We start from the raw sequence: 22103 nt of genomic DNA on the forward strand, positions 1-22103 counted from the left end.
GTGGCGACCATGAAAGATGTCGCCCGCCTGGCGGGTGTCTCAACCTCTACCGTGTCACACGTTATCAATAACAACCGCTTCGTCAGTGAAGCGGTGCGTGAAAAGGTGACCTCAGCGGTTAACCAGCTGAACTACGCCCCTTCCGCCCTGGCGCGCAGCCTCAAGCTCAACCAGACGCGCACCATCGGCATGCTGCTGACCGCCAGCAGCAACCCCTTCTATTCAGAGGTGGTGCGCGGCGTAGAACGCAGCTGTTACGAACGCGGCTACAGCCTGGTGCTGTGTAATACCGAAGGGGATGAGGATCGCATGAACCGCAGCCTGGAAACCCTGCTGCAAAAGCGCGTTGATGGCCTGCTGATCATGTGTACCGAAAGCCACCTCCCTTCCGCCGAGCTGCTCAATCGCTATCCTTCTATTCCCTCCGTCATGATGGACTGGGCACCGTTTGAAGGCAGCAGCGATATCATTCAGGATAACTCGCTGCTGGGTGGGGAGATGGCCACGCGGCATCTGATCGCCCGCGGCTACACGCGCATTGCCTGTATCGCAGGCCCGCAGGATAAAACCCCGGCTCGACTGCGCCTTGAAGGCTATCGGCAGGCAATGGCCAGCGCCGGGCTGCCGGTGCCGGAAGGCTATATCGTTAGCAGTGACTTTGAGTTTCAGGGCGGGTTTAACGCCATGAACACCTTGCTCAGCCTTAACCCGCTGCCGCAGGCGGTGTTTACCTGTAACGATGCAATGGCGGTCGGGGTTTATCATGCGCTTTATCAGGCGGGGATGAGCATTCCCGGGGATATGGCGGTGATGGGTTACGATGATATTGAACTGGCGCGCTATATGACGCCGCCGCTCAGCACCATTCATCAGCCGAAAGATGAGCTGGGCGAGCTGGCGATCGACACGCTGCTGCACCGCCTTGCCGCACCCGGTGGCAGCCAGCAGCTGCTGGTACTGACACCGGAATTAATGGAGCGGGCTTCGGTCGCTGAGATTTAAGCTCTCTTCTTCTTTTTATCGCGGTCGCTGATCAGGTTGCGGCCATCCCCGGGCTTCAGCAGCAGGAACACCGCAGACGACAGCACGGTTATCGCACCCATCGTCAGGAAGGTGGCGTGGAAGTGCTGCAGCGTGGTGCCGTCAAAGTTTTCATAAAAGCGCAGCACCGCCGCGCTAACCGCCACGCCAAAACCGATCGCCAGCTGCTGCGTCACCGCCAGCATACTGTTACCGCTGCTGGCGTTGGCATCCGTCAAGTCAGCCAGCGTGATGGTGTTCATCGCGGTGAACTGCGTCGACATCGCCATGCCGAGAATAAACAGTGGAATGAGCAGCGCCAGCATATTCCAGCCCGGCAGCTGCAGGGCAAAGGTCGCAATCAGCACGCCAATAATGATGCTGATGCCAACCAGCGTTTTACGGTAGCCAAACCAGCGCAGAACGCCCGTCACCGTCGACTTCGCCAGTATGGAACCCAGTGCCGTTGGCGCCACCATACAACCGGCCAGCAGCGCAGTGTAGCCAAAACCGACCTGTAACATCAGTGGCATCAGAAAGGGGATGCAGCCGGTGCCGAGGCGCGAGGCGATATTGCCAATGATGCCGACCGAGAAGGTGCGCGTCTTAAACATCGGCAGCGGCAGCAGCGGAGAAGGGTGGCGGCGCGCGTGGACTATATAGAGAAGCAGCAGCACTATCCCGGCGACCAACACCCCCAGCGCAATCAGGCTGGAGACCACCCGCTCGCCAAACAGCTCGATACCGCTGGAAATACCGACCAGGCCCAGACCAAACAGCAGGAAGCCTAACAGGTCAAAGCGGCGCTTGGGCGTGGTGAAGTCGGGCATGTATTTGCGCGCATAGATAATGCCGAGAATGCCGATGGGTATGTTGATCAGGAAAATCCAGTGCCAGGTCGCCCAGGTGACCAGCACACCGCCCAGCAGTGGGCCAAGCACCGGACCAATCAATCCAGGCATGGTGACAAAATTAAGCACGGGCAGCAGCTCGCTGCGCGGGTAGGCACGCAGCAGCGCAAGGCGTGCCACCGGCATCATCATCGCACCGCCGATGCCCTGTATCACGCGTGAGACAACCAGCATTGACAGTGAACCGGAAAGCGCGCACGCCAGTGAACCCAGCGAGAACAGGAATACCGCGCTGATGAAAACCTTGCGCGTGCCAAAACGGTCAGCCAGCCAGCCGCTAACCGGGATGAGCATGGCAACGGTTAAGGTATAGCTGATAACGGCAGACTGCATTGCCAGTGGGGAGCGTTCAAGGCTGTGGGCGATAGCGGGCAGGGCGGTGTTAAGAATGGTGGCATCCAGCGCCTGCATAAAGAAAGCCATGGCGGCAATCCACGGGAGTCCGGCCATACTGCGCGCGGATTTTATCATTGGTGGTCCTTTCTTTTGACTTGAGCGGGGAGGAAATCCCTGTGATGCAGAAAGAATAGCATCTCCTTTTTATCAGTAACGGAGTTGTTTCGCCTTTCCTCGGCAGAAAACGCTGATTAATTGCCCCGAAAACGTCTGTTTTTAACCCTCTTGATGAAAAATTCTACGCTCGGTCATTTTTTTGCAATAAACACTTGTCACCTGCCAGAAAATCCCTATACTGCGCCTCCACTGACACGGAACAACGGCTTACAGGCCAGCGTGTTGAGAGGTTCAGGAAGTTCTGAACCGCCGGAAAAACTTCTCAAAAAGAAGTTGACTCCGAAGGAGGAAAGCGTAATATACGCCACCTCGCGACAGGATGCTTCGGCACTGCTCGCAACGCTCTTTAACAATTTATCAGACAATCTGTGTGGGCACTCGCAGGATTGATATCAACGTCTCCGGACGTAAAAAATATCAAGCCTCACGAGTGAACACATAATGAAATTCATTATGACGTTTTACAGATGAGCACCGCTGAACTTGTTTCAGCAAATCGAACTTTTAATTGAAGAGTTTGATCATGGCTCAGATTGAACGCTGGCGGCAGGCCTAACACATGCAAGTCGAACGGTAGCACAGAGAGCTTGCTCTTGGGTGACGAGTGGCGGACGGGTGAGTAATGTCTGGGAAACTGCCCGATGGAGGGGGATAACTACTGGAAACGGTAGCTAATACCGCATAACGTCTTCGGACCAAAGTGGGGGACCTTCGGGCCTCACACCATCGGATGTGCCCAGATGGGATTAGCTAGTAGGTGGGGTAACGGCTCACCTAGGCGACGATCCCTAGCTGGTCTGAGAGGATGACCAGCCACACTGGAACTGAGACACGGTCCAGACTCCTACGGGAGGCAGCAGTGGGGAATATTGCACAATGGGCGCAAGCCTGATGCAGCCATGCCGCGTGTATGAAGAAGGCCTTCGGGTTGTAAAGTACTTTCAGTGGGGAGGAAGGCGAAGAGGTTAATAACCTTTTCGATTGACGTTACCCGCAGAAGAAGCACCGGCTAACTCCGTGCCAGCAGCCGCGGTAATACGGAGGGTGCAAGCGTTAATCGGAATTACTGGGCGTAAAGCGCACGCAGGCGGTCTGTCAAGTCGGATGTGAAATCCCCGGGCTCAACCTGGGAACTGCATTCGAAACTGGCAGGCTAGAGTCTTGTAGAGGGGGGTAGAATTCCAGGTGTAGCGGTGAAATGCGTAGAGATCTGGAGGAATACCGGTGGCGAAGGCGGCCCCCTGGACAAAGACTGACGCTCAGGTGCGAAAGCGTGGGGAGCAAACAGGATTAGATACCCTGGTAGTCCACGCCGTAAACGATGTCGACTTGGAGGTTGTGCCCTTGAGGCGTGGCTTCCGGAGCTAACGCGTTAAGTCGACCGCCTGGGGAGTACGGCCGCAAGGTTAAAACTCAAATGAATTGACGGGGGCCCGCACAAGCGGTGGAGCATGTGGTTTAATTCGATGCAACGCGAAGAACCTTACCTGGCCTTGACATCCACGGAATTTGGCAGAGATGCCTTAGTGCCTTCGGGAACCGTGAGACAGGTGCTGCATGGCTGTCGTCAGCTCGTGTTGTGAAATGTTGGGTTAAGTCCCGCAACGAGCGCAACCCTTATCCTTTGTTGCCAGCGAGTAATGTCGGGAACTCAAAGGAGACTGCCGGTGATAAACCGGAGGAAGGTGGGGATGACGTCAAGTCATCATGGCCCTTACGGCCAGGGCTACACACGTGCTACAATGGCGCATACAAAGAGAAGCGACCTCGCGAGAGCAAGCGGACCTCATAAAGTGCGTCGTAGTCCGGATCGGAGTCTGCAACTCGACTCCGTGAAGTCGGAATCGCTAGTAATCGTAGATCAGAATGCTACGGTGAATACGTTCCCGGGCCTTGTACACACCGCCCGTCACACCATGGGAGTGGGTTGCAAAAGAAGTAGGTAGCTTAACCTTCGGGAGGGCGCTTACCACTTTGTGATTCATGACTGGGGTGAAGTCGTAACAAGGTAACCGTAGGGGAACCTGCGGTTGGATCACCTCCTTACCTGAAGATACCTTCCCGCGTAGTGCTCACACAGATTGTCTGATGAACGTAACGAGCAAAATGTAGTATCAGAGTCCCCATCGTCTAGAGGCCCAGGACACTGCCCTTTCACGGCTGTAACAGGGGTTCGAATCCCCTTGGGGACGCCATACCGGTAACGAAGTGAAAGTCGTTATCACCGTATCTCAAAACTGACTTTTTGGAGTCACGTTTGAGATATTTGCTCTTTAACAATCCGGAACAAGCTGAAAATTGAAACGACGCGTCGTATTCATTCTCCGTAATAAGAATGAAGTTAACGATGCGTTCGAGTCTCTCAAATGCTCACGACAGCATGCTGTCCTTCGGGACGCTTGTGGGTTGTGAGGTTAAGCGACTAAGCGTACACGGTGGATGCCTAGGCAGTCAGAGGCGATGAAGGGCGTGCTAATCTGCGATAAGCGTCGGTAAGGTGATATGAACCGCAACAACCGACGATACCCGAATGGGGAAACCCAGTGTGATACGTCACACTATCATGTCATGAATACATAGTGGCATGAGGCGAACCGGGGGAACTGAAACATCTAAGTACCCCGAGGAAAAGAAATCAACCGAGATTCCCCCAGTAGCGGCGAGCGAACGGGGAACAGCCCAGAACCTGAATCAGCTTGTGCATTAGTGGAAGCGTCTGGAAAGTCGCAGGGTACAGGGTGATACTCCCGTACACAAAAATGCACTCGCTGTGAGTTCGATGAGTAGGGCGGGACACGTGACATCCTGTCTGAATATGGGGGGACCATCCTCCAAGGCTAAATACTCCTGACTGACCGATAGTGAACCAGTACCGTGAGGGAAAGGCGAAAAGAACCCCGGCGAGGGGAGTGAAACAGAACCTGAAACCGTGTACGTACAAGCAGTGGGAGCACCTTCGTGGTGTGACTGCGTACCTTTTGTATAATGGGTCAGCGACTTATATTCTGTAGCAAGGTTAACCGTATAGGGGAGCCGCAGGGAAACCGAGTCTTAACTGGGCGTTAAGTTGCAGGGTATAGACCCGAAACCCGGTGATCTAGCCATGGGCAGGTTGAAGGTTGGGTAACACTAACTGGAGGACCGAACCGACTAATGTTGAAAAATTAGCGGATGACTTGTGGCTGGGGGTGAAAGGCCAATCAAACCGGGAGATAGCTGGTTCTCCCCGAAAGCTATTTAGGTAGCGCCTCGTGAACTCATCTTCGGGGGTAGAGCACTGTTTCGGCTAGGGGGCCATCCCGGCTTACCAACCCGATGCAAACTGCGAATACCGAAGAATGTTATCACGGGAGACACACGGCGGGTGCTAACGTCCGTCGTGAAGAGGGAAACAACCCAGACCGCCAGCTAAGGTCCCAAAGTCATGGTTAAGTGGGAAACGATGTGGGAAGGCACAGACAGCCAGGATGTTGGCTTAGAAGCAGCCATCATTTAAAGAAAGCGTAATAGCTCACTGGTCGAGTCGGCCTGCGCGGAAGATGTAACGGGGCTAAACCATGCACCGAAGCTGCGGCAGCGGCGCGTAAGCGCTGTTGGGTAGGGGAGCGTTCTGTAAGCCGTTGAAGGTGTGCTGTGAGGCATGCTGGAGGTATCAGAAGTGCGAATGCTGACATAAGTAACGATAAAGCGGGTGAAAAGCCCGCTCGCCGGAAGACCAAGGGTTCCTGTCCAACGTTAATCGGGGCAGGGTGAGTCGACCCCTAAGGCGAGGCCGAAAGGCGTAGTCGATGGGAAACGGGTTAATATTCCCGTACTCGGTGTTACTGCGAAGGGGGGACGGAGAAGGCTATGTTAGCCGGGCGACGGTTGTCCCGGTTTAAGCATGTAGGCGGAGAGTTTAGGTAAATCCGGACTCTTACTAACGCTGAGGTGTGATGACGAGGCACTACGGTGCTGAAGTAACAAATGCCCTGCTTCCAGGAAAAGCCTCTAAGCATCAGGTAACATCGAATCGTACCCCAAACCGACACAGGTGGTCAGGTAGAGAATACCAAGGCGCTTGAGAGAACTCGGGTGAAGGAACTAGGCAAAATGGTGCCGTAACTTCGGGAGAAGGCACGCTGTCGCTAGGTGAAGTCACTTGCTGACGGAGCTGAAGGCAGTCGAAGATACCAGCTGGCTGCAACTGTTTATTAAAAACACAGCACTGTGCAAACACGAAAGTGGACGTATACGGTGTGACGCCTGCCCGGTGCCGGAAGGTTAATTGATGGGGTTATCCGCAAGGAGAAGCTCTTGATCGAAGCCCCGGTAAACGGCGGCCGTAACTATAACGGTCCTAAGGTAGCGAAATTCCTTGTCGGGTAAGTTCCGACCTGCACGAATGGCGTAATGATGGCCAGGCTGTCTCCACCCGAGACTCAGTGAAATTGAACTCGCTGTGAAGATGCAGTGTACCCGCGGCAAGACGGAAAGACCCCGTGAACCTTTACTACAGCTTGACACTGAACATTGAGCCTTGATGTGTAGGATAGGTGGGAGGCTTTGAAGCGTGGACGCCAGTCTGCGTGGAGCCAACCTTGAAATACCACCCTTTAACGTTTGATGTTCTAACCTGGCGCCGTGATCCGGCGTGGGGACAGTGTCTGGTGGGTAGTTTGACTGGGGCGGTCTCCTCCTAAAGAGTAACGGAGGAGCACGAAGGTTAGCTAATCACGGTCGGACATCGTGAGGTTAGTGCAATGGCATAAGCTAGCTTGACTGCGAGAGTGACGGCTCGAGCAGGTGCGAAAGCAGGTCATAGTGATCCGGTGGTTCTGAATGGAAGGGCCATCGCTCAACGGATAAAAGGTACTCCGGGGATAACAGGCTGATACCGCCCAAGAGTTCATATCGACGGCGGTGTTTGGCACCTCGATGTCGGCTCATCACATCCTGGGGCTGAAGTAGGTCCCAAGGGTACGGCTGTTCGCCGTTTAAAGTGGTACGCGAGCTGGGTTTAGAACGTCGTGAGACAGTTCGGTCCCTATCTGCCGTGGGCGCTGGAGAATTGAGAGGGGTTGCTCCTAGTACGAGAGGACCGGAGTGAACGCACCACTGGTGTTCGGGTTGTCATGCCAATGGCATTGCCCGGTAGCTAAGTGCGGAAAAGATAAGCGCTGAAAGCATCTAAGCGCGAAACTTGCCTCGAGATGAATTCTCCCTGACTCCTTGAGAGTCCTGAAGGGACGTTGAAGACTACGACGTTGATAGGCCGGGTGTGTAAGCGCAGCGATGCGTTGAGCTAACCGGTACTAATGACCCGTGAGGCTTAACCTTACAACGCCAGAAGCGTTCTGGTGCGCGTTATGAGAGACGCAAAGAGATTTTCAGCCTGTTTACCGGAATTAAGTCCGAAGTATTTTGCGCTGAGGCAAGGCGGCAAGCGAAGGAAAGGAGGGAGCATACTGAAGTATGTGACTGACTTTACGAGCGCGGCCAACGCAGCATCAGCACAAAAGACACAGGACAGAGCACAAAGAATTTGCCTGGCGGCTTTAGCGCGGTGGTCCCACCTGACCCCATGCCGAACTCAGAAGTGAAACGCCGTAGCGCCGATGGTAGTGTGGGGCCTCCCCATGCGAGAGTAGGGAACTGCCAGGCATCAAATAAAGCAATAACCCCGACCGAAAGGCCGGGGTTTTTTGCGTTTACAGGGCTGAGAAATAAGTTTCATATGCTCTTATCAGAGCAAAATCCCCCTTCTTCACGCTATAAAAGATCTTCCGGCCGATTAATATTGCGAAATGCGGCTTCCGCCTGGGTAAATAATACGCTGTGCCCACCAACCTGTTGGAGAAACAGCATCAGTTTGCGCTCGCCTCGCACCAGATAATCTTGCAACGGCGCCGCCAGACTGCGATGCAGCAACGCCAACGTGGGATGATCGCGCTGTTCCGTGCGCGGCCACACTGCCAGCGCTTGTCCCCGATTCTTCCATAGCTCGCTCACCAGATTGGACGGCACGCAGGGCGTATCGCAAGAGCAGAAGGCAACCCATTCGCTTTCTGCCTGCTGCAGTGCAGCTAACATCCCCGCCAGCGGCCCGGGAAAGTCGCTCAGCGTATCGGCGATCGTCGGCACGCCGCTCTGTTGATATACCTCAATATTCCGGTTGGCATTAATCCATACAGTAGTGACCTGCGGCGCAAAGCGTTGCAGCACGTGCTGATACAGCGGCTTGTTCTGATACAGCACCAGCCCCTTATCTTTACCGCCCATGCGGCTGCCACGGCCACCTGCCAGGATCACCCCGGTGATCCCGGGTCCTGCCACGGCACTCGTCATACTCATTGGTTTATGCCCTATGCTTAACGTTGGGTTTCTTTATACAGGGACAACAGCATGAAATGCCATCGCCTGAATGAATTAATCAGCCTGCTGCAACCCGCCTGGCAGCAAGATCCCGATCTGAATTTAGTCGAGTTTTTACAGAAGTTAGCCGATGAAGCCGGCTTTAAACAGCCTTTTACTCAATTAACCGATGATGTGCTGATCTACCATCTCAAAATGCGTGGCAGTGACAAGCACGCTGAAATTCCCGGTCTGAAAAAAGACTATGAGGATGATTTCAAGACTGCACTGCTGCGGGCGCGGGGCGTGATCAAGGATTAAATCAGCCGCTGGCCCATGACGGCGGCCAATTAATGATATTCTTGCAGGTATCTCATGTCATGATCAACGGGCTCGCCGGATGAAAGAACCTGCTTTTAACTTCCACACTTTAACGCCTGATACCATCCTTGATGCACTGTGGGAGACCGGGCTACGCGTGGAGTCTGGACTGACGGCGCTGAACAGCTATGAGAACCGCGTCTATCAGTTTTCCGATGATGATAAACGCCGTTACGTCGCTAAGTTCTATCGCCCACAGCGCTGGTCTCAGGGGCAGATAGAGGAAGAGCATCAGTTTGCCAGCGAACTGTTTGCCGATGAAATCCCCATCGCCGCGCCGTTGGAACTCAATGGCTCGATGCTCCATCAGCACCAGGGCTTCTGGTATGCGGTATTTCCCAGCCTGGGCGGCCGCCAGTATGAGACGGACAATTACGATCATCTGGAATGGGTAGGGCGTTTCCTCGGACGCATTCATCAGGTGGGGCGGCGCAAGCTCTTCAGCCAGCGGCCAACGATTGGTTTGCAGGAGTACATCGAGGAACCGCTGCAGATTTTTGCCGACAGCACGCTGGTGCCGTCGAAGCTGAAAGCGGATTTACTCGCCAGTATTGAACGCCTGCGCACAACTTTACAAAACTGCTGGCATACTCAGTGGCAGCCTTTGCGCCTGCACGGTGACTGCCACCCCGGCAATATTTTATGGCGCGATGGCCCGTTATTTGTCGATCTCGACGATGCCCGTAATGGCCCGGCCGTGCAGGATCTGTGGATGCTGGTAAGCGGCGACCGTCAGGAACAGCGCCTGCAGTGGGATATCCTGCTGGAAGCATACGCTGAGTTCTGCGACTTCGACGCTCATGAATTGTCACTGATTGAGCCTTTACGTGCTATGCGGATGGTTTATTATCTGGCGTGGGTTGTACGCCGCTGGCAGGATCCGGCCTTCCCAGGCAGTTTTCCGTGGATGACGGATGAGGATTTCTGGCGCCGACAGATTTCCACTTTTAACGAACAGGACAAGCTGTTGCAGGAGCCTCCGCTGCAGCTGACACCTGTATTCCAGGTGTGATCGCCTTTGGTTCGCCTATTAAGTTGTTATGGAGAGAGTTTCGCGATGAAAAAGATTTGGTTTGCGCTCGTCGGTATGGTTCTGGCATTCAGCGCTTCAGCTGCACAATTTACCGATGGTCAGCAATACGTGACTATGGATAAGCCTGTAACCGGTGAGCCACAGGTTCTCGAGTTCTTCTCGTTCTTCTGCCCACACTGCTATGAGTTCGAGCATGTCTGGCATGTCAGCGATGCGGTGAAGAAAGTCCTGCCGGCGAACGCCAAAGTGACCAAGTACCACGTTGAATTCCTCGGCGGCGAGATGGGTAAAACCGTTACCCAGGCATGGGCTGTCGCTATGGCGCTGGGCGTGGAAGATAAAGTGACTGCACCTATTTTCGACGGTATCCAGAAAAGCCAGACCATTACCGATCCGGCCAGCCTGAAGGACGTCTTCGTCAAGGCTGCAGGTATCACACCAGAAGCCTATGATGCTGCCTGGAACAGCTTCGTAGTGAAATCGCTGGTTGCACAGCAGGAGAAGGCGGCAGCCGATGTTAACCTGCGCGGCGTGCCTGCGATGTTTGTTAACGGCAAATATATGGTTAACAACGGTGGCCTGGATACCAGCTCCATGGATAACTATGTTCAGCAGTATGCCAACGTGGTGAAATTCCTGATTACTCAGAAGTAAATCCGCGAAGAGTGCCACTAAACGCCGGCTCGCCCGGCGTTTTTTCTTCCCGCCTTGCAAAATATTTGTCGTAAAAGTGCCCTTTCCTCAGACGGAGATCGTGCGTCGTTGCCTGGTGTTGCCAACTTATATCCACATCTCGCTAACGCCGTAAAATCTAAAGATAATCCTAATGAGATAAACTAACTAAATGATTTTAAAGGTGACTTTAATTTATTCATTGCGCGCTTATCTGCCATTAATTAATCGTTATTAAATTTACGCACAAACTTATCCACAGAAAATCACTGCGAGGCGCTGCGCAAAAACAGCACTATCTGATGATTATTCGCCGTTGTGATTTCATCTTTTATAGTGAGCTGTGGCATCCTTACCCTCAATCGAAACCCAAGAAGAACGTGACGACTTATGGCTCAAATTGCAGAAAACCCGCTGATTCTGGTAGATGGATCTTCCTACCTGTACCGTGCTTATCACGCGTTCCCTCCGCTGACCAATAGCGCGGGCGAACCCACCGGTGCAATGTACGGCGTATTAAATATGCTGCGCAGCCTGCTGCTGCAATATAAGCCTAGTCATGTGGCCGTGGTATTTGATGCCAAGGGTAAAACCTTCCGCGACGAATTATTTGAAGCATACAAATCGCATCGCCCGCCGATGCCGGACGATCTACGTGCGCAGATTGAACCGCTGCATACCATGGTCAAAGCGATGGGCTTGCCGCTGCTGGCTATTTCCGGCGTAGAGGCTGATGACGTCATCGGTACGCTGGCGCTGGCGGCAGAGAAGATGGGCAAACCTGTGCTGATCAGCACGGGCGATAAAGACATGGCCCAGCTGGTATCGCCGAACATCACGCTGATTAACACCATGAATAATGCCATCCTTGGGCCGGATGAAGTGGAAGAGAAATATGGTATTCCGCCGTCGCTGATTATTGATTTTCTCGCCCTGATGGGCGACTCCTCGGATAACATTCCAGGCGTTGCGGGCGTGGGCGAAAAAACGGCGCAGGCGCTGCTGCAGGGATTAGGCGGCGTAAAAGATATCTATGACAATCTGGATAAAGTCGCGACCCTGACCTTCCGCGGGGCAAAAACCATGGCGGCCAAGCTGGAGCAAAATAAGGAGATGGCTTTCCTCTCCTATCAGCTGGCGACGATTAAAACCGATGTTGAGCTGGAATTGACCTGCGATAAGCTGACGGTTGAAGAACCCGCCGTTGAAGAGCTGCTGGGGTTATTTAAGCATTACGAATTCAAGCGCTGGATTGTTGACCTCGAAGAGGGCAAATGGCTGCAGGGTAATAAAGGCAATCCCTCTGCGAAAAAAGTGGCAGCGGCGGAAAGCGAGCCCGCAGCAGAAGAGACGACCAGCGTGCTCTCCTCTGATGGCTACGTCACCATTCTTGATGACGAGACCTTCACGCGCTGGCTGAAAAAATTACAGGACAGCAAGCTGTTCGCCTTCGATTTGGAAACGGACTCGCTGGACACCCTCAGTGCCAATATCATCGGCCTGTCATTTGCCACCGCACCGGGCGAGGCCGCCTATCTCCCGGTAGCGCACGACTATCTTGATGCGCCAGAGCAGCTGGATCGTCAAGCCGTGCTGGATCGTCTGAAACCGCTGCTGGAAGACCCGAAAGCGCTGAAGGTTGGGCAGAACCTGAAGTATGACCGTGGCGTGCTGGATAACTACGGTATCCAGCTGCAGGGCATTCAGTTCGATACCATGCTGGAGTCTTATGCGCTTAACAGCGTGGCGGGCCGCCATGATATGGACAGCCTGGCCGCGCGCTGGCTGAGCCATAAAACGGTGACCTTTGAGGAGATCGCCGGCAAAGGCAAAAATCAGCTGACCTTTAACCAGATCGCGCTTGAGCAGGCCGCACACTACGCCGCGGAAGATGCCGACGTTACGCTGCAGCTGCATTTGAAAATGTGGCCGGAGCTTGAAAAAGAGCAGGGGCCAAAAAACGTCTTTGAGCAGGTCGAGATGCCGCTGGTGCCGGTTATTTCGCGTATTGAGCGCAACGGCGTGCTGATCGATCAGAACATCCTGGCCGCGCACTCGCAGGAGCTGGGAGCGCGTCTGGCCGAACTGGAACTGAAAGCACACGAACTGGCGGGAGAGCCGTTCAACCTCTCCTCTCCGAAACAGCTGCAGACCATCCTGTTTGAAAAGCAGGGAATTAAACCCACCAAGAAAACCCCGGGTGGGGCGCCGTCGACCAGTGAGGAAGTCTTAGCCGAGCTGGCGCTGGACTACCCGCTGCCGAAGGTGATTCTGGAGCATCGTGGGCTTTCAAAGCTGAAGTCGACCTATACCGACAAGCTGCCGCTGATGATTAATCCGCACAGTGGCCGCGTGCACACCTCCTATCACCAGACGGTGACGGCGACCGGGCGTCTCTCGTCCAGCGATCCAAATCTGCAAAACATACCGGTGCGCAATGATGAAGGGCGCCGTATCCGTCAGGCTTTTATTGCTCCGAAGGGCAGCCGCATCGTCGCAGCCGACTACTCGCAGATTGAGCTGCGTATTATGGCGCACCTGTCACAGGATAAAGGGCTGCTGAGCGCCTTTGCCAGCGAGCAGGATATTCACCGTGCCACCGCCGCTGAAGTCTTTGGCGTGGCGCTGGATAAAGTCAGCGGCGAACAGCGCCGCAGCGCCAAGGCGATTAACTTTGGTCTGATCTACGGTATGAGCGCATTCGGGCTGTCGCGCCAGCTGAATATTGGCGCCGGTGAAGCGAAGAAATACATGGACCTCTATTTCGAACGCTATCCGGGCGTATTGCAGTATATGGAAAGCACCCGCGAACTGGCGGCAGAGAAGGGCTATGTCGAGACGTTGGATGGGCGCCGCCTCTATCTGCCCGACATTAAAGCCAGCAACGCGATGCGCCGCAAAGCTGCGGAGCGTGCGGCAATCAACGCCCCGATGCAGGGAACCGCTGCGGATATCATTAAACGCGCAATGATTGCGGTCGATGAATGGCTGTCCGCGCAGGAAACCCCGCAGATTAAAATGATCATGCAGGTACACGATGAACTGGTGTTTGAAGTGGAGGCCGATCTGGTCGAAGCGGCTTCAGCGAAAATTCGTGAGCTAATGGAAGGCAGTATGAAACTGGATGTGCCGCTGCGCGTCGATATCGGCGTGGGCGACAACTGGGATCAGGCGCACTAAGTTATTCCCAACTGCATGCTGCTGTTTTTTTCTGCAAATCAGCAGCGTGCAGTATCCATAAGAAATTCGTAGCTTTAATCGGTTCAGCGCCCCATTTCTGTGCTCAGCGTTCAGAAAATCACCTAAGCTTCTCAGCTAAAACACTTTTTTCGTAATTAAGCTACAGCATGAGCCTCAGAATGTGACCTGAGTTGGATTACTGCTGTCGTTTTCTGAAAATTAACTACAAAAAACCCTTTTGAGCGCTCAGAAAATCATGTAAAGTTCGAGTTGTAGGGTACAGAGGTAAGATGTTCTATCTTTCAGACCTTTTACTTCACGTAATCGGATTTGGCTGAATATTTAGCCGCCCCAGTCAGTAATGACTGGGGCGTTTTTTATTGGGCGCTACCTGGGATTTCGTGCGGTGTTTATACCGATTGCGTAGGGGCCAGGCGTGCCCGGCCCGGTGAAGCGGGGAGCTTATTCAGCAGGAATATCATCTTCCGTAGCCGGTGGCAGATCGCGATACCAGCTGTCGAGCTTCTGGCTCAGCTTATCTACGCCGATTCTCTTCAGCGATGAGAATGCTTCAACTTCCACGGTACCGAGGAAGGTCTTAGCCTCTTCACGCACGGCATTGAGCTGCGCTTTGCGCGCACCGGAGGCCAGCTTATCGGCTTTGGTCAGCAGTATCAGCACTTCAATGCCGCTCTGGACCGCCCACATCACCATCTGGCGATCGAGGTCTTTCAGCGGGTGACGAATATCCATCAGCACCACCAGCCCTTTCAGACAGACGCGCTCGCGCAGATACTCAGCCAGCGAACGCTGCCATTTCAGTTTCATCTCTTCCGGAACCTGCGCATAGCCATAGCCTGGCAGGTCGACCAGGCGATAGCCCTCGGCCACCTGGAACAGGTTAATCAGCTGCGTACGACCCGGCGTTTTACTGGTACGCGCGAGGGCTTTCTGGTTCGTCAGCGTATTCAGTGCGCTGGATTTACCCGCGTTAGAACGCCCGGCAAAAGCCACTTCGATGCCGGTATCGGCAGGCAGGTGACGGATATCGGGGGCGCTGGTGACAAAATGGGTGACGTGATAATTCCAGCCAGACAAAATAGATACTCCAGGATAAAAAGGGCAATTGCGCTGATTATACCCTGTATGGTGCTAAAGCGCCCGGTAAGACGCGGTCTCGATTTCGTCTGTAAGACATTGACCATTGCTGCTGGCAGCACTCTCTGCATTTGACACTCAATGAAAATAGATTTCTTAATATTTATCAAAAAGTTATAAAAATATGAAAAAAAAACAGAGTAAAAATTACGTTCCTCACCTTGTGAGACGGACTGATTAGTCTACATTTGTAGTCGGAAACAGGATGTTTCACTTCAGGATGAAGCGCTCAGGGAGTATCAGGAAGGTCGTGAGCGGGGATGGATTAGCGCACAGGTGTGCTCGGCAGGGACTCAGGATGCTTACCAGGATGGGGGCAAAGGCAAAGGGAAAACAGGGACGCTAGCTGCTAAAATGGATGCTGACATTGTCAGTCCTTCTGCGGAAGGTGTGAAAAAAGGCGACAGGGTGACCTGGCGCCTTTTTTCTTGCTCTGCTTTCTGCTAGATTCCGCCGCAATTCTATACTGAAGATAAACGTCTGAGAGCAGAAACCATGAAGCAACCTGCACGCACACCCCAGGATAAAAAACCGGGCGCACGAGTAAAACGCAAATCGCGTGAAGAGATCGACCAGGAAGCGCGCGCCCGTAAGCGCGACAAGAAGCACAGCGGCAACAGTTCCGGCAGCCGTGCCAACCCGGCGACCACCAGTCAGAAAAGTTCTGACAGCAAGCCGGCCAAAGATCCGCGTATTGGCAGCAAAAAGCCTGTTGCGCTGGGTGCCGATGTGGCGGCCAGCAAACCCGTGAAGCCGGCGAAAGCCGCCAAGCCGGTTGAGAAAAAGCCCCGCCTGACGCCAGAAGAAGAACTGGCACAGCTGGAAAATGACGAGCGCCTGGATGCGCTGCTCGATCGTCTGGAAAATGGCGAGAGCCTGTCAGCGGAAGAGCAGGCATGGCTGGACCAGTCGCTGGACCGCATCGACGTGCTGATGGAGCAGCTTGGCATCACGCTGGACGATGATGCTGATGACGAGCAGGCCGAAGAAGATATGTATCGCCTACTTAAGGGCGGCAATTGATCTTCAGTGAACCCGCGTTTCTCTGACGTAATCTGAAGCAGCGCAATCTGGCGCTGCTTTTTCATTTTGGGTATCTGGCGATGATTTGGCCTGGATCAATTATTGCGCTGATTCTGCTGTGCTGGCTGGGGTGGTTATTCGTTAAACTACAGCGGCTATCGCGGCTGAAGACCCGGCTGCGCAGTCGGATCGTCAGCCAGCAGCTTCCTGTTTCGCGGCGGTCAAAGCCCAGAAGACGAGGACCGTGAAGATGCTGCAACAGACAACCGAATGGGACCTGCCGCTCATTCAGAAATACAACACCGCCGGACCCCGCTACACCTCCTATCCGACCGCGCTGGAATTTAATCAGGATTACGACGAGCAGGCCTTTCTCCAGGCTGCGGCGCGTTACCCCCAGCGGCCGCTGTCGCTCTATCTGCATATCCCGTTCTGCCACAAGCTGTGCTACTTCTGCGGCTGCAACAAGCAGGTCACACGCCAGCAGCACAAAGCCGATGAATATCTCGATGCGCTGGTGCTGGAGATAGCAGCCCGCGCGCCGCTGTTTTCGCAGCGCACCGTCAGCCAGATGCACTGGGGCGGCGGCACGCCGACCTTTCTTAATAAAGCGCAAATCAGCCGCCTGATGGACTGCCTGCATCAGCACTTCGCTTTCAGCCCACAGGCTGAGATCTCGATAGAGATCGACCCGCGCGAAATTGAGCTGGACGTGCTGGACCACCTGCGCCTCAAAGGCTTTAATCGCCTGAGCATGGGGGTACAGGACTTCAACAAGGAGGTGCAGGAGAAGGTCAATCGCGTGCAGGATGAAGCGATGATCTTCGCCCTGATGGCGCGTGCGCGCCAGCTGGGATTTGCCTCTACCAACATTGACCTGATCTACGGCCTGCCGAAGCAGACGCCGGAGAGTTTTGCCTTCACGCTGCAAAAAGTCGCCGAGCTGAATCCCGACCGCCTCAGCGTGTTCAACTATGCCCACATGCCTGCACTGTTTGCCGCCCAGCGTAAGATCCGCGAGGATGAGCTGCCGGATGCCGCGCAGAAGCTGGAGATACTGCAGCAAACCATTGCCACGCTCACTTCGCAGGGCTACCAGTTTATCGGCATGGACCACTTTGCCCGTCACGATGATGAGCTGGCGGTGGCGCAGCGCAGCGGCAAACTGCACCGCAACTTCCAGGGATATACCACGCAGGGCGACAGCGACCTGCTGGGAATGGGCGTATCGGCAATCAGTATGATCGGCGACAGCTATGCACAGAATCACAAAGCGCTAAAAGAGTACTACGCGCAGGTTAAGCAGCAGGATACGGCCCTGTGGCGCGGGCTGCGGCTGAGTGAGGATGACTGCCTGCGCCGCGATGTAATCAAAAGCCTGATCTGCAACTTCGCGCTGTCGTTTAGTGAGATTGAACAGCGCTACGGCATCGACTTCCGCGACTATTTTGCCGAGGACCTCAGCGCCATGCTGCCGCTGATCGGCGACGGGCTGGTGGAATACCACGCCAACGGGCTTGTAGTGAGCGCTAAGGGACGATTGCTGATTAGGAATATCTGCATGTGCTTCGACCGCTACCTGCGGGAGAAAGCGTCTGGCGCACGATTCTCAAGGGTGATCTGATCGGGCGGCTAGAGAAGTGCAGGATGATGTAGGGGCGGACCTTTTTTCGGTCCGCCCGGATGGCTTAACCGCCGGTTATTCCATTCCCAACTCTTTCAGCTTGCGGGTCAGGGTATTACGCCCCCAGCCGAGCAAACGAGCGGCTTCCTGCTTATGCCCCTGCGTGTGACGCAGCGCGGTGGTCAGCAGCGTGCGCTCCATCTCCGGCTGAGCTTCCGACAGCAGGTTTTGATGACCGGAACGCAGCGCGCGGTCGGCCCACTGTGCCAGCAGCGTGGCCCAGCTGTCCGGCAGCGACTGTACCGGGTTTTCCGGCGTCGAGGTCTCAAACAGCTCCGGCGGCAGATCCTGAATCAACACTTCCTGACCGGCAGCCATCACCGTCAGCCAGCGGCAGGTGTTCTCCAGCTGGCGCACGTTACCGGACCAGTGCAGGCGGGTCAGCGCCGTTTCGGTTTCCGGATGCAGAATTTTCGCCTCCACGCCCAGTTCACGAGCGGCAACCTGCAGGAAGTAACGTGCCAGGCGCGGAATATCTTCACGACGTTCACGCAGCGGCGGCAGGTGTACGCGGATCACGTTCAGGCGGTGGAATAAGTCCTCACGGAATTTCCCCTCCTGCACGCGCAGCTCCAGGTTCTGGTGGGTTGCGGCAATAATACGCACGTCCACTTTCACCGGCGCATAGCCGCCCACGCGATAGAACTGACCATCGGCCAGCACGCGCAGCAGACGAGTCTGTACATCCAGCGGCATATCACCGATTTCATCGAGGAACAGCGTGCCGCCGTCGGCCTGCTCAAAACGGCCCTGACGGATCTGATTCGCGCCGGTAAATGCGCCTTTCTCATGGCCAAACAGTTCGGATTCAATCAGATCTTTGGGAATGGCCGCCATATTCAGCGCAATAAACGGCGCCTTGGCGCGCGGGCTGTGGCGGTGCAGGGCATGAGCGACCAGTTCTTTACCCGTACCGGACTCGCCGTTAATCAACACGCTGATCGATGAGCGCGACAGCCGGCCGATAATACGGAACACATCCTGCATCGCCGGGGCTTCACCGATAATATCGGTGGTCGGCCCGCTGACCGGCTGGTTACGCGGCTGCTGCTGCTCCTGATAGTGGCTGATGGCACGCTCAACCAGCGCCACCGCTTCATCGATATCAAACGGTTTAGGCAGGTAGTCAAACGCGCCCTGCTGGTAAGCGCTCACCGCCGCGTCCAGATCTGAGTGCGCGGTCATAATGATCACCGGCAGCATCGGGTGGCGTTGTTTAATCTGCTTCAGTAGCGCCAGTCCGTCCATGCCGGGCATACGAATGTCTGACAGTAATACATCTGGGGTCTTAGTGGCGAGGGCTTCCAGCACCTCGTTCGCGCTGTCAAAAGTCGCGCAGCTCAAACCGGCTCCAGTGAGCGCACGTTCGAGCACCCAGCGGATGGAGCTATCGTCATCGACGATCCAAACTATCCCTCGTTGCATAGAAACCTCACTGGCGAATAGGCAGGTAAACCGAGAATTCAGTATGTCCGGGCCAGCTGTTGAACTCTATTTTTCCCGAATGCTGGTCGATCAGGCTGCGGGCGATGGATAACCCCAGCCCGGTGCCGCCTTCGCGGCCGCTCACCATTGGGTAAAACAGCGTGTCCTGTAGCTGCGCCGGAATGCCCGGGCCGTCATCTTCAATATCGATGCGTGCCACCAGGCGATAGCGCGTACCGTGCAGGGTTAACTGAAACGCCGTGCGGGTACGTAAAGTAATGGTGCCGCCTTCTTCACCCAACGCCTGTAACGCGTTGCGGACGACATTCAAAAGGACTTGTTCTATCTGATCCGGGTCGTGCGGCAGCTCCGGCAGGCTTGGGTCGTAATCACGGATTAACGACACATTGTCCGGCAGCTCCATCGACACCAGATTGACCACGCGTTCAGCGACCTGATGGATGCTCTGGGTGACGTGCATCCCCGGCTGTTGCGGGCCAAGCAGACGGTCAACCAGATTGCGCAGGCGATCGGCCTGTTCAATGATGACCTTGGTATATTCGGTTAACGACGGGTCGGGCAGGGCTTTGGCCAGCAGCTGTGCTGCGCCGCGCAGTCCCCCCAGCGGGTTTTTAATTTCGTGTGCCAGACCGCGGACTAAATCCCGTGCTGCCACCTGTTGTGCATGCTGCAGCTGTTCCTGGCTGAGCCTGCGCTGGTTATCCATCGGAGCCATTTCCAGCAGAATCAAACCTTCGGGCAGACGTTGCGCGGTGAGCGACATAATGTGCGCACGGCTGTCGACCACCAGGGTCACTTCGCTATCGGTAAAGCCCTGTCCGGCATCCAGACTTTCGAGCATCACCTCAATATTCAGGGAAAAATAACCCATCAGTTCCGGCAGGGGCGTACCAAACAGCTTGCGGGAACTCTGTGCCAGCAGTTGCTGAGCCGCAGGGTTGGCGTAATGAACCACCAACTCGTTATCAACCAGTAAAATACTGTTGATCAGTGAATTGAGAATCTGCCCAGCATCGGGCAGCGTGCCAGTTGCCATTACAGCGTTCTCCTGAGTAATTTATCTGCACCAGATTGGTGCATTATAGTCATGCAACCCGGAAATCGTCGTCCTGACGTTGAATTCGTGGAGAAAAAAGCCCATCCGAAGATGGGCTGAAAAGTTTCCACGGCAACAAATAAAACCAATTAAACGCTGTAGTACAGTTCGAACTCAACCGGGTGCGGAGTCATACGAATGCGGTCAATTTCTGCCTTACGCAGTTCGATGTACGCTTCGATGGCATCGTCAGTGAACACGCCACCACGGGTCAGGAACTCGCGGTCTTCGTTCAGTGCAGCCAGAGCTTCGTCCAGAGAACCTGCAACTTTTGGAATCTCAGCTTCTTCTTCCGGTGGCAGGTCGTACAGGTTTTTGTCCATAGCATCGCCAGGGTGGATCTTGTTGATGATGCCGTCCAGGCCAGCCATCAGCAGTGCAGCGAAGCACAGGTATGGGTTAGCCGCTGGATCCGGGAAGCGCGCTTCGATACGACGTGCTTTCGGGCTGGCAACCACAGGGATACGGATAGAAGCAGAACGGTTACGGGCAGAGTAAGCCAGCATAACTGGCGCTTCGTAGCCTGGGACCAGACGCTTGTAAGAGTTGGTAGTCGGGTTCGCCAGGGCGTTGATCGCTTTAGCGTGCTTGATCACACCGCCGATGTAGAACAGTGCCATTTCAGACAGGCCGCCGTATTTGTCGCCAGCGAACAGGTTGGTGCCGCCTTTCGACAGAGACATGTGGCAGTGCATACCAGAACCGTTATCACCGAACATTGGCTTAGGCATGAAGGTCGCGGTTTTGCCGTAGGCGTGAGCGACGTTGTGAACCACATATTTGTAGATCTGAATTTCGTCAGCTTTTTTGGTCATGGTGTTGAAGCGGGTTGCCACTTCGTTCTGACCCGCGGTCGCCACTTCGTGGTGGTGAGCTTCAACCACCAGGCCCATCTGCTCCATGGTCAGACACATAGCAGAGCGGATATCCTGTGATGAGTCGACCGGTGGCACTGGGAAGTAACCGCCTTTCAGACCTGGACGGTGGCCTTTGTTGCCGCCTTCATAGGCTTTACCGGAGTTCCAGTAAGCTTCAACGTCGTCGATAGCGACATGGGAACCGGAAGTGCTGCTGCCGAAACGGATATCGTCAAACAGGAAGAACTCGGGTTCTGGTCCAAACAGCACGGTGTCCGCGATGCCGGAAGAGCGCAGGAAATCTTCAGCGCGTTTAGCGATAGAGCGTGGGTCACGATCGTAGCCCTGCATGGTGCCTGGCTCGAGGATGTCACAACGGATGATCAGAGTGGAATCTTCGAAGAACGGGTCAAGGACAGCGGTGGTTGCGTCAGGCATCAGAACCATGTCTGATTCGTTGATACCTTTCCAGCCACCAATCGAGGAGCCGTCAAACATTTTGCCTTCTTCGAAGAAGTCAGCATTAACCTGATGAGCGGGGATAGTCACGTGCTGCTCTTTACCTTTGGTATCGGTAAAACGCAGATCAACAAATTTGACTTCGTGCTCGTTCATCATCGACAGAACGTGTTCAGCGGACATACTTAACTCTCCTGGATTTGTCATTGTCGTCGTGGTTAGAGATCTTCACGGTGCGCTTTGCGTTTCGCCGCGCTTACTCCGATAATAAAGATCTCTGACAAGCTTACAACCGTTGTGGAAACTGGCATTTTTTGCTTGTTAGAGTAATTGCGAA

14 protein-coding genes, 1 tRNA gene and 3 rRNA genes are annotated in these 22103 nt (G+C 54.7%); 12 read left to right on the forward strand and 6 right to left on the reverse strand.

The genetic code is table 11. From position 1 onward, the window contains the following. Entirely contained in the window at positions 1-1002 is a 1002-nt protein-coding gene (rbsR, locus tag J2Y91_RS08175) for a ribose operon transcriptional repressor RbsR (protein ID WP_208864864.1), read from the forward strand. On the opposite strand, the gene mdtD is transcribed toward rbsR, so the two are convergent. Continuing rightward, positions 999-2402: a multidrug transporter subunit MdtD gene (mdtD, locus tag J2Y91_RS08180; RefSeq protein ID WP_048914184.1), complete on the reverse strand. Its 1404-nt coding sequence runs from the start codon at positions 2400-2402 to the stop codon at positions 999-1001. The two genes, rbsR and mdtD, sit on opposite strands and share 4 nt — an antisense overlap. Positions 2403-2949: 547 nt before the next feature. Here mdtD and J2Y91_RS08185 point away from each other — a divergent pair. From J2Y91_RS08185 to rrf, 4 genes are all read left to right on the forward strand, one after another. Beyond that, positions 2950-4490 (forward strand): 16S ribosomal RNA (locus tag J2Y91_RS08185). Between the two features lie 73 nt (positions 4491-4563). After that, a tRNA-Glu gene (locus J2Y91_RS08190) sits at positions 4564-4639 on the forward strand. Between the two features lie 217 nt (positions 4640-4856). Further along, a 23S ribosomal RNA gene (locus tag J2Y91_RS08195) occupies positions 4857-7763 on the forward strand. A gap of 208 nt (positions 7764-7971) precedes the next feature. Further along, positions 7972-8087 (forward strand): 5S ribosomal RNA (gene rrf / locus J2Y91_RS08200). Together the 16S, 23S and 5S rRNA genes with 1 tRNA gene alongside form the textbook arrangement of a ribosomal RNA operon. Positions 8088-8195: 108 nt before the next feature. Here the strand turns inward: rrf and mobA are convergent. Next, a complete protein-coding gene (gene mobA, locus J2Y91_RS08205; protein WP_133624976.1) occupies positions 8196-8771 on the reverse strand; it encodes a molybdenum cofactor guanylyltransferase MobA in 576 nt (191 codons plus the stop codon). A 57-nt stretch (positions 8772-8828) separates the two neighbouring features. On the opposite strand from mobA, the gene J2Y91_RS08210 reads away from it, so the two are divergent. From J2Y91_RS08210 to spfP, 5 genes are all read left to right on the forward strand, one after another. Next, positions 8829-9098 (forward strand): YihD family protein, encoded by a 270-nt coding sequence (locus tag J2Y91_RS08210; protein ID WP_048914190.1) that lies wholly within the window; start codon positions 8829-8831, stop codon positions 9096-9098. Positions 9099-9177: 79 nt separating this feature from the next. Further along, on the forward strand, positions 9178-10170 hold the full coding sequence (locus J2Y91_RS08215; RefSeq protein WP_253537869.1) for a serine/threonine protein kinase: 993 nt from the start codon (positions 9178-9180) through the stop codon (positions 10168-10170). 45 nt (positions 10171-10215) lie between these two features. After that, positions 10216-10845, forward strand: a complete 630-nt coding sequence (gene dsbA / locus J2Y91_RS08220; protein WP_253537872.1) for a thiol:disulfide interchange protein DsbA — start codon at positions 10216-10218, stop codon at positions 10843-10845. A 408-nt stretch (positions 10846-11253) separates the two neighbouring features. Then, on the forward strand, positions 11254-14043 hold the full coding sequence (gene polA, locus J2Y91_RS08225) for a DNA polymerase I (protein WP_048914193.1): 2790 nt from the start codon (positions 11254-11256) through the stop codon (positions 14041-14043). A 290-nt stretch (positions 14044-14333) separates the two neighbouring features. Next, positions 14334-14381 carry a small protein SpfP gene (gene spfP, locus J2Y91_RS23170; protein ID WP_071892919.1) on the forward strand — a complete coding sequence of 16 codons (48 nt, stop codon included), beginning with the start codon at positions 14334-14336 and terminating at the stop codon, positions 14379-14381. Between the two features lie 124 nt (positions 14382-14505). Here the strand turns inward: spfP and yihA are convergent, their stop codons facing one another. After that, positions 14506-15141, reverse strand: a complete 636-nt coding sequence (gene yihA, locus J2Y91_RS08230) for a ribosome biogenesis GTP-binding protein YihA/YsxC (RefSeq protein ID WP_048914194.1) — start codon at positions 15139-15141, stop codon at positions 14506-14508. 555 nt (positions 15142-15696) lie between these two features. Here yihA and yihI point away from each other — a divergent pair. Further along, positions 15697-16224 (forward strand): Der GTPase-activating protein YihI, encoded by a 528-nt coding sequence (gene yihI, locus J2Y91_RS08235; protein ID WP_133622333.1) that lies wholly within the window; start codon positions 15697-15699, stop codon positions 16222-16224. A gap of 250 nt (positions 16225-16474) precedes the next feature. After that, positions 16475-17848 carry an oxygen-independent coproporphyrinogen III oxidase gene (hemN, locus tag J2Y91_RS08240; RefSeq protein WP_253537875.1) on the forward strand — a complete coding sequence of 458 codons (1374 nt, stop codon included), beginning with the start codon at positions 16475-16477 and terminating at the stop codon, positions 17846-17848. 75 nt (positions 17849-17923) lie between these two features. Here the strand turns inward: hemN and glnG are convergent, their stop codons facing one another. From glnG to glnA, 3 genes are all read right to left on the reverse strand, one after another. After that, positions 17924-19333, reverse strand: a complete 1410-nt coding sequence (glnG, locus tag J2Y91_RS08245) for a nitrogen regulation protein NR(I) (protein ID WP_048914197.1) — start codon at positions 19331-19333, stop codon at positions 17924-17926. A gap of 7 nt (positions 19334-19340) precedes the next feature. After that, positions 19341-20390: a nitrogen regulation protein NR(II) gene (glnL, locus tag J2Y91_RS08250; RefSeq protein WP_048914198.1), complete on the reverse strand. Its 1050-nt coding sequence runs from the start codon at positions 20388-20390 to the stop codon at positions 19341-19343. 149 nt (positions 20391-20539) lie between these two features. Next, positions 20540-21949 carry a glutamate--ammonia ligase gene (gene glnA / locus J2Y91_RS08255; RefSeq protein ID WP_133622330.1) on the reverse strand — a complete coding sequence of 470 codons (1410 nt, stop codon included), beginning with the start codon at positions 21947-21949 and terminating at the stop codon, positions 20540-20542. Between the last annotated feature and the right edge of the window lie 154 nt (positions 21950-22103).

The organism is Erwinia aphidicola (genome assembly GCF_024169515.1).
Taxonomy (GTDB): Bacteria; Pseudomonadota; Gammaproteobacteria; order Enterobacterales; family Enterobacteriaceae; genus Erwinia; species Erwinia aphidicola.

Coding starts and splice junctions, on each gene's coding strand:
- J2Y91_RS08215 (WP_253537869.1), top strand. CDS start 9,178: ATGAAAGAACCTGCTTTTAACTTCCACACTTTAACGCCTGATACCATC.
- mdtD (WP_048914184.1), bottom strand. CDS start 2,402: ATGATAAAATCCGCGCGCAGTATGGCCGGACTCCCGTGGATTGCCGCC.
- J2Y91_RS08210 (WP_048914190.1), top strand. CDS start 8,829: ATGAAATGCCATCGCCTGAATGAATTAATCAGCCTGCTGCAACCCGCC.
- mobA (WP_133624976.1), bottom strand. CDS start 8,771: ATGACGAGTGCCGTGGCAGGACCCGGGATCACCGGGGTGATCCTGGCA.
- glnG (WP_048914197.1), bottom strand. CDS start 19,333: ATGCAACGAGGGATAGTTTGGATCGTCGATGACGATAGCTCCATCCGC.
- glnL (WP_048914198.1), bottom strand. CDS start 20,390: ATGGCAACTGGCACGCTGCCCGATGCTGGGCAGATTCTCAATTCACTG.
- dsbA (WP_253537872.1), top strand. CDS start 10,216: ATGAAAAAGATTTGGTTTGCGCTCGTCGGTATGGTTCTGGCATTCAGC.
- polA (WP_048914193.1), top strand. CDS start 11,254: ATGGCTCAAATTGCAGAAAACCCGCTGATTCTGGTAGATGGATCTTCC.
- glnA (WP_133622330.1), bottom strand. CDS start 21,949: ATGTCCGCTGAACACGTTCTGTCGATGATGAACGAGCACGAAGTCAAA.
- hemN (WP_253537875.1), top strand. CDS start 16,475: ATGCTGCAACAGACAACCGAATGGGACCTGCCGCTCATTCAGAAATAC.
- yihI (WP_133622333.1), top strand. CDS start 15,697: ATGAAGCAACCTGCACGCACACCCCAGGATAAAAAACCGGGCGCACGA.